The sequence below is a fragment of the Vagococcus sp. WN80Y genome (assembly GCF_059621045.1).
In genome coordinates this window covers 1-11,451 of the sequence record NZ_JCAQHY010000104.1, presented here as the reverse complement: position 1 = coordinate 11,451, position 11,451 = coordinate 1, and the positions used below count along the sequence as shown (strand labels likewise).

The following is an 11,451-nucleotide window of genomic DNA, read 5'->3' as shown; positions in this document are numbered from 1 at the left end:
CGACCTACAAAGCCACTCCTGTCACTTTTATTATGACAGGAAATCGTCTGTAGGTCGATCACTTTTGTTTTCATTCTGTTTGGTGAGGGCGATAGCCCTCATGAGTGTTTGTCCCAGCTTCTTTGCTTTCTCTTAATTTATCCGCATACTCGTTAATTTTACGAATCCGATGATTAATACCTGATTTAGAAATAGCCCCCGATGGTACGATCTCACCTAGTTCTTTCATACTAACCTCAGGATATTCTAGCCTCAGCTCGGCAATTTCTCGCAACCGTTCAGGTAAATAAGTTAAGCCAACCATCTGTTCAATATATTCAATATTTTCGATCTGCTTTGAAGCCGCATCTATCGTCTTGCTTAAATTTGCCGTTTCACAGTTAACAATTCGGTTAACTGAATTTCGCATGTCACGAACAATTCGGACATCTTCAAACTTCAACATATTGTTAGTTGCACCTATTAACGTAAGAAAATCTGAAATATGCTCGGCTCCTTTTAAATAAGTGATGTAGCCATTGCGTCGTTCAAGTGTTCGCGCATTAAGATTATAGTAATTCATCATGTCGCAAATGTCCTTACTATGTTGTTCATAAAGAGAATAAATCTCTAGATGATAGCGACTTGTTTCAGGATTATTAACCGAACCACCTGCCAAAAAGGCTCCACGTAAATACGATCGCATTTTTTGAGCATTTCCCATGATTGTATCTGAAACATGATCAGTAAACATCGAATTTTCCACGATATCCAAATCATTTAAGATTTTTTGCGTATCTTGCTTAAGCCGTACAATATAAACATTGTTTTTCTTAAGCTTCATCTTACGCCGAACCAACAACTCACTTTGCACATTATAGTGATCCTTAAGCAAGGTATAAATCCTCCTTGCAATCGCAGCGTTTTCTGTTTGAACATTTAAAACAAACTGACGATTGGCAAGAGATAATGCACCATTCATGCGTATCAAGGCTGCAAGCTCAGCTTTCGCATGTTCTCGGTGAACTTCCAGTGTTGTTAATTCTTTTTTTACATCAGAGGCAAATGACATTGAATGCGCCCCCTCTTTTCTTTAATATTTTGCACCGAAAACTAATCGGAAAATTTCCTCAACAACCTTATCACCATCATGGAAGACTCCCCCATCACGCAGCTCTAAAAAATCAGCCGAGATGACACGACACCCTTCTTCTCTTAATCCGTTAAAGTCATGAGCCACCTGAACAAGATACTCGTCATAAACGTCGGGATCCATGTACCCATCTGGCACTTTTTCAGAATTAACCATCACAGTGTCTACAAATTTCTTTTTAAGATGTTTATTTAGCACCTGAATATGATTGGCATCTGTAAAATGCTCTGTCTCACCTTTTTGAGTCATAATATTACAGATATAAACAACCTCACCTTGAGTATTCGCAACCGCTTGGCCAATTTCCTCGATCATCAGATTAGGCAAAATACTGGTGTATAAACTCCCCGGTCCCAAAACAATCATATCAGCCTCTTCAATCGCTGTTATAACCTTTCGAGCCGCTTTAGGCTGCTCATCGTTCTCTGCATTCGTTACATAAACGTAGTCAATTGTTTTACGATCAATCGCAATTTTTGATTCACCAGATACCCGACTGCCATCTTCAAATACAGCATGAAGAATCAGCGATTCTTCTGATGCAGGATAGACATGCCCCTCAACGTGCATAATTTTAGACAATAATTGAATGGCATCATAAGTGCTCCCACGCATCTCTGCTAGAGCCGCAATAATTAAATTACCTACCGAATGATTAGCCAAAAATTCATCCTCTTTATTAAAACGATACTGAAACAAATCTTCATACAGCTTTGGCATATCCGATAAAGCCGCTAATACATTACGCAAATCTCCAGGAGGCGATACCTTAACACTTTCGCGCAAAGAACCACTGCTCCCGCCATCATCAGCGACGGTTACAATGGCCGTTATTTCGGCACTCTCATTGCGCAATCCTTTTAAAATAACTGGTAGACCCGTGCCACCGCCAATGACAACGATCTTAGGCTTTCTAATGCGGTAAGTTTTCATGAACGATTCACCGTCTCTTTACGCTTTCCACGATCACGATGCGTCACATTAACATGATATTCCGCTTCCTTGATCGCTTTCCCTAAGCGCTCCGTTAATGCCACAGACCGATGCTGACCACCAGTACATCCAATCGCAATCGTTAAGCTACTCTTACCTTCTTTTTTATATCCCGGCAAAATAGAAATAACTAACTCTTTGAACTTTTCATAAAAATCATTGGTCTCATCAAATGACATTACATAATCATAAACGGGTTTATCTAAACCAGTCAATGGACGTAGCTCATCAACATAGTGAGGGTTCGGTAAAAAACGAACGTCCATCACTATATCTGCGTCAATCGGCAAACCATACTTAAAGCCAAAAGAGAGCATTTCCACTCGGAAAGTTTTCGTATCCTCTGTTTTAAATTCCTTAATAATTATTTCTCGCAGCTGACGTGGACTTAAATCAGTCGTATCCACCACTAATTGAGCATCGCCCTTAATTTCCTCTAATAACCCACGTTCCTTACGAATTCCTTCTGTTACTAATCCATCCATCGCCAAGGGATGTGTTCTACGCGTCTCTTTATAACGTGACACAAGTTCCTCATCAGATGAATCCAAAAATAAAACACTTGTGTCAATCATTTTAGTATTTTCCACTTCAACTAACATGTCTTGAATCTCTTCGAAAAAGGTTCGCGAGCGCAAATCAATCACGAGAGCTATCTTAGTTACTTTCCCTGATTCTTTAATTAATTCCCAAAATTTCGGAATAAGACGCGGTGGCAAATTATCAATACAGAAAAAACCCATGTCCTCAAAACTTTGCATCGCCACTGTTTTTCCTGCGCCACTCATTCCTGTAATGATTACTAATTGTAGACTATCTACCATATAATCATCCTCCTTAATCTATGATGTTCCGTCTTCTTTAGGTAAGGATGGACACCCAGCCTCCCCTAAAGCACGGTTATATATCTCTCTAGCTACCTGTCTATCCAAATAATTATAGCATACCGGGCGTATCCTTACAATTAGAAGATAGACAAACAAGCTGTCATCCGCTTAAGAATGAACAGCCTGCCTAGTCGTCTAGCCCTAGTTTATCACACAAATAAAGAAAGGATTGACCATATTCATTTTTCACATAATATTCGCCACTCAACACACGATTAAGCGCCGTCTTACGATTGCGATAAGAATTAATTAACTCCTTCTGACCAGCCAAATAACGATAGCGAGTTAACGCTTGTTTCTCTTTGTTTAAATGTTCTTTAGGCTCTTTAATAAAAACAGTTTCCAAGTACACTCTAAACAATTCAGGTACTTCTAAAAAGGCATTGCGTCCCACCTCATGTAGTTCTCCGAAAAAAGATGTCCCAACTAATTCCACAGCAAGCCGACAACCACTTGGCATCAGCAAGCAATATAAAAAGATAACTAACAAATCATTTCTCGTAAAATAAGAACGAAGCTGCTGAATATAATTATCATACTGAGACGCTGTCAGTCCCCTTCTATCAGCTTCATTAAGAATAGTAAATAAAACCGTAATCGATGCAAAATAGGGGCCTAGCTCTGAATATTCCTGTTCAAAATGAACTCGACTTTCCTCCAACCGCTGACATAACTGCTCTGTTCCAGTCAAATCAGAATGATTTTTAGAATCAGCCACAATAATCAGATCCTCAAGGGCAGCCAACGTTAACTTGGTTAATTCCTCATCTGTTTGCAATGATTTCTTTCTAGACTGCAGCTTCTTTCTATGGGATTTATATCCACTATGAAGATGCTGACTTACTTTCAATTCATTAAATTCAAGACGAGCCTTTAACAAACTGCGTTTTGTCCGCTGATATGTTGTAGCAGTCATAAACTTATTCAACTCTCTCACCAAATCAAAAACGTCCATCACTAAATCATTTCTCTGACTTCTACTCATGCGGCGATGACGCTCAATAATCTGTATTTGTTGATCCAAGTTATGATGAAACTCTTTCAAAGCCAACTGTTGCTTTCGCTCTCTCCCGTTCATCAACATAACAATTAATATAAGAAAAGTAAAAACAACTGGCAAAAAAAGCAAAACTAACAATAAATTTGCTTGAGTTAATACTGAGATTGACATCAAAAAATAGATACTTGCAACGACTATTCCACTCACAAACACAAGTCCTATCATCCTTAAAGGAAAAAAATTTCCTTTACGCACCCTAATCATCTCCTTGAAACAAATAATCACCAACAGTTTTATTTTACCAATAAGTCAAAAGAAAAGCCATTATATTTTAAGGTACATTTTTTATAAAAAATAAAATGATACCAGTTTGACAATTAATAAATTCGTCTCTCTGGAATCACACCTCTTACACCACCAGTGGGATTGTCACAATCTCCTAAAAAGCGCGGGATTAAATGGATGTGACAATGAAAAATCGTTTGACCTGCTGCCTGCCCACAATTTGCACCAATATTAAACCCATCAGGTTCATACCTTTGCTCTAGATAAGCTTTCCCTTGTTGAAGAAGCTCATCAATAGCCGCTTTTTCTTCCATCGTACAATCAAAATAAGTTAAAACATGACGTTTAGGAACAATTAGAAGATGCCCCTCATTGACAGGATGCTTATCAAAAAAAGCCTTCGCCAACGTATTTTTCTTAAAAAGAGGTAAATTCTGGCAAAATAAACAATTCATTCTATTACCTCCTTTCTATTTTCGACGCTTTCGAGTCCAACGTAACCCTCTAATTAGGGCTTCATTGAAGTGATACCAATCATGTCCGCCAGTAAATTCACGATAAGTTAAGTCCCAACCCATCTCAGTTAGGCACGTAGTAAATCGTCTGTTATCAGCCAAAAGAGAATCACTTGTCCCACACGAAAGATAGAGTGAAGGTCTTGCTTGACCGCCTAATTGTTCAACTAGTGACAATAAGTCTGGCTCTTCCTGATAGTGATTTAACTCACTTCCAAATGCTGATTCAAGGTCTCTTGCTAGATATTCTCCAACAATCTCTTGCCTAGCCGATAAACTTGGCAGTTTAGCTAAACGAGTTAGATTTTCCGACATAAACAATGTTGCAGCCGAAAAAGCTAACGCATTACCAAAAATGTGAGGATAAGTTAGAGCTAATTTAAGCGCTCCATAGCCACCCATTGAAGCGCCAATCACAAATGTATCTTCTCGATCACTAGACACATTAAAGCTAGTTTTTATTATACGTGGCAACTCTTCACCAACATAAGTAAAATAAGGCAAACCATGATTCATATCAGTATAAAAACTGCGGTTTACCTCTGGCATGACAAAAATTAAATCATATTTATCTGCATAAACAGACAACATCGTGTGCGTCAGCCAGCTCTCATGATTCCCCTCCAAACCATGCAACAAATAGACAACACGGTAATGCTCGATCTCCTGATAATTTTTCGGCGTCAAAATAGATATTCCTGTATCCATTCTCAATGTTTCAGAATAAAGCGTTCCTCTTAGTATCATTCGCCTCTCCTTAACTATTAGTTTATTCCATCATATCATACACAAGCAATCATTATAAAACAAAAAGAAAAATACTTTTCATCTTAATAGACGGAAAGTATCTTTCTTTTGAACGGATTTTATTTATAGGGTTAGACAAGATAGACCATTTTTACAATCGCCTGTCCTATCTACTTCATATTCTATCCCTAACCACCTGATAAATCAAGTAGTATCTTTGTTTTTTACAAAAAAACAAATTTATTATTTAAAACCAATCCTAATTATTGTCTAGACCAATTTAGTCTTTCTGCTCTCTTTTACTGCCAAAAAAAGTCGAAGCTAGAATGGTCGTCCTAGCTTCGACTAACTATCTTTAAATGTGTCTTTATTGCAATAGAACCGTTTTAAGATATTGCCCTGTATAACTCTCTGGTACAGTGATAATTTTTTCTGGTGTGCCCGTCGCGATAATTGTTCCACCGCCATCGCCACCTTCTGGCCCCAAATCAATGATATGGTCTGCGGTTTTGATCACATCTAAGTTATGCTCAATTACTAAAATTGTGTTACCAGCATCTACTAAACGCTCTAAAACACCTAGTAATCGACCAATATCATCTGTGTGCAACCCCGTTGTCGGCTCATCTAAAATATAGAAGCTCTTACCAGTTGAACGTTTATGCAACTCACTCGCCAACTTCATCCGTTGCGCCTCACCACCAGATAATGTCGTCGCTGGCTGGCCTAAGGTCACATAACCTAAACCAACATCAACTATCGTTTGAATCTTGCGATTAATTTTAGGAATCGGCTTGAAGAACTCGACAGCCTCCTCACAGGTCATATCAAGAATCTCCGAGATATTTTTACCTTTATAGTGAACCTCCAGCGTTTCTGAATTATAACGCTTGCCATGACAAACCTCACATGGCACATACACATCTGGAAGGAAATGCATCTCTATCTTAATGATCCCATCACCACGACAAGCTTCACAACGACCGCCTTTCACATTAAAACTGAAACGCCCTTTCTTGTAACCACGAACTTTCGCCTCAGTTGTCTTAGCAAATAAATCACGAATATCATCAAAAACACTGGTATAGGTAGCTGGATTACTTCTTGGTGTCCGACCAATTGGGCTCTGATCGATACTAATAATCTTATCAACCTCTTCATGCCCTGTCATTTTCTTGAATTTTCCAGGCTTATTTGAATTTCGATTAATTTTTTGAGCCAATGCCTTTTTCAAAATTTGATTAATAAGCGTGCTCTTACCTGAGCCTGACACCCCCGTAACAGCCACAAACTTTCCTAAAGGAAAATCGACTGTCACATTTTTCAAATTATTCTCTGAAGCGCCAGTAATTCGAATCTTTTTACCATTTCCCTTACGACGCGTTTTTGGAACAGGAATCTTCTTCTTACCAGATAAATACTGACCAGTAAGAGAATTAGGGTTATCTTCTACTTCTTGTGGTGTCCCTGCCGCAACAATTTCTCCACCTTGCGCTCCTGCACCTGGGCCAATATCAATTAAATAATCTGCTGCTTTCATCGTATCTTCATCATGCTCAACCACGATTAATGTATTACCAAGGTCACGCATTTTCTTTAATGACTCAATTAATCGATCATTATCTCGTTGATGTAAGCCAATAGACGGCTCATCAAGAATATACAAAACACCTGATAGATTAGAACCAATTTGAGTCGCTAAACGAATCCGTTGAGCTTCTCCACCTGATAACGTACCAGATGCACGACTTAATGTAAGATAATCGAGTCCAACATTTTGTAAAAAGGTCAGACGGTCCCTCACTTCTTTCAAAATTGGACGAGCTATCATGGTTTCCTGTTCACTCAATTCCAACCCTTCAAAAAAGTTTAAAGCGTTAGTAATTGATAACATGCTAACTTGACCAATATGTGTATCAGCAACTTTTACAGACAATGCTTGAGGATTTAAGCGGTAGCCGTGACACGTTTGACAGGGTAATTCTGTCATATACAAACGCATTTGTTCACGAGTATAATCACTGTTTGTTTCATTATAACGTCGTTGAATATTATTAATAATTCCCTCAAAAGGCACGTCCACATCACGAACGCCACCAAATTCATTTTCATAATGAAAATGGAACAGCTTGCCATCTGAGCCATGTAAAATAATATCTCGCTGCGCATCGGACAACTTATTAAACGGTGTATCAAAATTAATTTTAAACGTCGCACACGCCTGCTCTAACATTTGTGGATAATAATTAGAACTAATCGGATTCCATGGCGCAATCGCCCCTTCTCTTAAACTGAGACTTGGTTCTGGCACGATTAGGTCTTCGTCAACTTCAAGCTTCATACTCAAGCCATCACAATCAGGACAGGCTCCAAATGGCGCATTAAATGAGAAGAGGCGAGGCTCCAGCTCCCCTACCGAAAAGCCACAATACGGACACGCGTAGTGTTCACTGAATAAAATCTCCTCTTGCCCCATAACATCAACGAGAGCATAGCCTTCCGCTAAACGCAAAGCTGCCTCAAATGAATCAAACAAACGAGATCTAATTCCCTCTTTAATAACAATTCGATCAATAACTATTTCGATTGAATGCTTCTTATTTTTATCCAACTCAGGTGTTTCCGTCACATCATACAATTCGCCATTGACACGGACTCGCACATAACCTTCTCGTTTAACCATTTCAAAGACCTTTTTATGCTGGCCTTTTTTTCCAGAAACGATTGGCGCCAAAATCTGAATCTTGGTTTTTTCTGGATACTCTAACACTCGATCCACCATCTGTTCAACCGATTGACTCGAAATCTCCGTCCCATCATTTGGACAAATTGGATGCCCAATTCGTGCAAACAATAAACGCAAATAATCATTAATCTCTGTAACAGTCCCTACAGTTGAACGAGGATTTTTACTTGTTGTTTTTTGATCGATTGAAATAGCTGGGCTCAACCCATCAATACTATCAACATCAGGCTTGTCCATCTGCCCTAAAAATTGACGCGCATACGCCGACAAGCTCTCTACATAGCGGCGTTGCCCCTCTGCGTACAAAGTATCAAAAGCCAGAGAACTCTTCCCTGACCCTGATAAGCCAGTCACTACAACAAATTTTTCTCTTGGTATCGTCACATCTATATCTTTTAAATTATGGGCTCGCGCACCATGAATAACAATTTTATCGTTAGCCACTTTCTAACCTCCACTAGCACTTCATCAGTACTTTTACTTGCTTGCTTTTAATTCTAAGACCGTATCACGCAGAGTAGCCGCACGCTCAAAGTCAAGAGCTTTAGCTGCATCTTTCATGTCTTTCTCCAGACGCATAATCACATCGTCCTTCTCAGACTTACTCATCTTATTATAAGCCTTAGTAATATCGTATTTCTCACCATCGTCCTCAGCAACCTTCGTAATGCTAATTAAATCACGAACCTCTTTAATGATTGTCGTCGGAATGATGCCATGTTCCTTATTATAAGCCTCTTGGATTCCCCGACGTCTCGCCGTTTCATCAATTGCTTTTTGCATTGAATCAGTAATTTTATCTGCGTACATGATAACTTTACCTTCAGAATTACGAGCAGCACGACCACTAGTCTGTACTAAAGAACGTTCGCTTCTCAAGAAACCTTCCTTATCTGCATCTAAAATAGCGACCAAGGAAACCTCAGGAACATCCAGCCCTTCTCGAAGCAAGTTAATTCCGATCAACACATCGAACTCTCCTAAACGCAAATCGCGAATAATCTCTGTTCGCTCCATTGTTTTAATATCACTATGCAAATATTTAACCTTCATCCCAAGTTCTTTGAAATAATCAGTCAAATCCTCAGACATTTTTTTAGTTAAAGTAGTAATAAAGACCCGCTCATTCTTCTCAACTCTAAGGTTAATCTCACCGACTAAATCATCAATTTGTCCCATAATTGGCCGCACTTCAATGACCGGATCAAGCAATCCTGTCGGACGAATAATTTGCTCAATAACCTTATCCGTTTTCTCCATTTCATAAGGGCCTGGTGTAGCTGAAACATAAATAATTTGATTGATATGCTCTTCAAATTCCTCTAATTGTAAAGGACGGTTATCTAAAGCACTCGGTAAGCGGAAGCCATAATCCACTAGCATTTGTTTCCGCGCTCTATCACCATTATACATTCCACGAATTTGTGGCAGAGAAACGTGAGATTCATCCGCAACAATTAAGAAATCTTCTGGGAAAAAGTCTAATAGTGTATAAGGGGCTTCCCCCTCTTTACGTCCATCCATATGACGAGAATAGTTTTCAATTCCTGAGCAATAACCCATTTCACGCATCATCTCAATATCATAATTCGTTCGCTGCTCTAGTCTCTGAGCCTCTAACAGCTGATCATTGTCTCGTAAAATTTTCAAGCGCCATTCCAGTTCCTCTTGGATATTAGCAATCGCCACTTCCATCTGATCATCATTCGTCACAAAATGTTTCGCCGGGAAAATCGCCACATGCTCACGCTCACTCATGATTTCACCAGTCAAAGCATCGACTTCACGAATCCGTTCAATTTCATCGCCGAAAAATTCAACTCTCATCGCATGCTCATCACGAGAAGCGGGAAAAATTTCAACAACATCACCGCGCACTCGGAAACGTCCACGTTGAAAATCAATGTCGTTTCGTTCAAACTGAATGTTAACAAGCTCTTCTAGTAACTTGCTACGATCCATCTCCATCCCAGCTCTAATCGACAAAACTTGGTCTTGATATTCCGTCGGATTACCCAAGCCATAAATACAAGACACTGAAGCAACAACAATGACATCATTTCTTTCCAATAAAGAACTCGTCGCTGAATGTCGTAATTTATCAATTTCATCATTAATACTGGCATCTTTTTCTATATAAGTATCACTCGAAGGCACATATGCTTCTGGTTGATAATAGTCATAGTAACTGACAAAATACTCCACAGCATTGTTGGGGAAAAACTCTTTAAACTCACCATAAAGTTGACCTGCTAGTGTTTTATTATGCGCGATAACTAAGGTAGGCTTATTGATTTCCTGAATGACATTGGAAATGGTGAAGGTCTTCCCCGTTCCGGTTGCTCCTAATAGGATTTGCCCCTTTTCACCTGCTAAAATCCCCTCTGTTAGCTGTTTTATCGCCTGAGGTTGATCGCCATCTGGTTTATACTTCGATACTAACTCAAACTGACGATCCGTTTCTCTTTCAATCACAGTATCTCCTCCTTGTTTAACACACAATAATGATTGCCTCAGCTTACTAATGAAGCACCTTAGACTTACCGGAAAATGAACCGCACATTCTCATAAGTACTATCACTATCTCTCATTTATAGCATGCATTATGGAAATGTTCATTTTCTGAAAGAAAGCAAAATGGTGAGACGACCAGAGAGTCACTCACCTGATTTCACCCTTTTCTATTCAGAGATAAAAAAAAGAATTGTCTGTTGAAAACACCATTATCACAGTCTTTCAAAGACAAAACATGTGTTCCGTATTCATCTCTATTATTCTATCACACCGAACGTATTTTCGCCACCAAAAAGCAATAAAAGTTAAGCAACCATCATGTAAGAAATTGAAAATAGTTTCATTTTAACCTTTCTCTTTTCATTTTAATTTATCTAATATATAATGGAATCTGCTGAAAAGTAGGTCTGCAGGATGCGAGTAAAGTAGCTCCTGGTCATTTCCGACTCTACTGAGGATCATTGCATTTGAATGAATTAATTTAACAAGAAAATATTCGAAGCTAACCTATTTATTTAAGCCAGCTATAAAAAGGTCAAGTAAAAACTGAACTATTTTAAAATTGTTTGTTGTGATTTTTAATGCAACATAAATAAACCTAGAGAAGAATACAAATTTTTTCTAGGTATCTG

At 38.8% G+C, this 11,451-nt stretch carries 8 protein-coding genes; all 8 read right to left on the bottom strand.

Annotated elements, in window-relative coordinates:
* Positions 1-70: 70 nt before the first annotated feature.
* On the bottom strand, positions 71-1,051 hold the full coding sequence (gene whiA, locus AC5KOD_RS03845; RefSeq protein ID WP_496913215.1) for a DNA-binding protein WhiA: 981 nt from the start codon (positions 1,049-1,051) through the stop codon (positions 71-73).
* A gap of 21 nt (positions 1,052-1,072) precedes the next feature.
* Entirely contained in the window at positions 1,073-2,065 is a 993-nt protein-coding gene (locus tag AC5KOD_RS03840) for a gluconeogenesis factor YvcK family protein (protein ID WP_496913214.1), read from the bottom strand.
* On the bottom strand, positions 2,062-2,949 hold the full coding sequence (gene rapZ, locus AC5KOD_RS03835; RefSeq protein ID WP_496913213.1) for an RNase adapter RapZ: 888 nt from the start codon (positions 2,947-2,949) through the stop codon (positions 2,062-2,064). Before rapZ ends, AC5KOD_RS03840 begins: the two co-directional genes overlap by 4 nt.
* A 190-nt stretch (positions 2,950-3,139) precedes the next feature.
* Positions 3,140-4,267, bottom strand: a complete 1,128-nt coding sequence (locus tag AC5KOD_RS03830; RefSeq protein WP_496913212.1) for a hypothetical protein — start codon at positions 4,265-4,267, stop codon at positions 3,140-3,142.
* A gap of 122 nt (positions 4,268-4,389) precedes the next feature.
* Positions 4,390-4,752 (bottom strand): HIT family protein, encoded by a 363-nt coding sequence (locus tag AC5KOD_RS03825; protein WP_496913211.1) that lies wholly within the window; start codon positions 4,750-4,752, stop codon positions 4,390-4,392.
* Positions 4,753-4,767: 15 nt separating this feature from the next.
* Positions 4,768-5,559 (bottom strand): alpha/beta hydrolase, encoded by a 792-nt coding sequence (locus tag AC5KOD_RS03820; protein ID WP_496913210.1) that lies wholly within the window; start codon positions 5,557-5,559, stop codon positions 4,768-4,770.
* Positions 5,560-5,926: 367 nt separating this feature from the next.
* Entirely contained in the window at positions 5,927-8,749 is a 2,823-nt protein-coding gene (gene uvrA, locus AC5KOD_RS03815; protein ID WP_496913209.1) for an excinuclease ABC subunit UvrA, read from the bottom strand.
* A gap of 33 nt (positions 8,750-8,782) precedes the next feature.
* Positions 8,783-10,780, bottom strand: coding sequence for an excinuclease ABC subunit UvrB (gene uvrB / locus AC5KOD_RS03810; protein WP_496913208.1), 1,998 nt, complete (start codon positions 10,778-10,780; stop codon positions 8,783-8,785).
* Between the last annotated feature and the right edge of the window lie 671 nt (positions 10,781-11,451).

What these genes read in the sequence shown, in the direction of transcription:
- AC5KOD_RS03840 (WP_496913214.1), bottom strand. Translation starts at nt 2,065, where the DNA reads ATGAAAACTTACCGCATTAGAAAGCCTAAGATCGTTGTCATTGGCGGT.
- AC5KOD_RS03825 (WP_496913211.1), bottom strand. Translation starts at nt 4,752, where the DNA reads ATGAATTGTTTATTTTGCCAGAATTTACCTCTTTTTAAGAAAAATACG.
- rapZ (WP_496913213.1), bottom strand. Translation starts at nt 2,949, where the DNA reads ATGGTAGATAGTCTACAATTAGTAATCATTACAGGAATGAGTGGCGCA.
- whiA (WP_496913215.1), bottom strand. Translation starts at nt 1,051, where the DNA reads ATGTCATTTGCCTCTGATGTAAAAAAAGAATTAACAACACTGGAAGTT.
- AC5KOD_RS03820 (WP_496913210.1), bottom strand. Translation starts at nt 5,559, where the DNA reads ATGATACTAAGAGGAACGCTTTATTCTGAAACATTGAGAATGGATACA.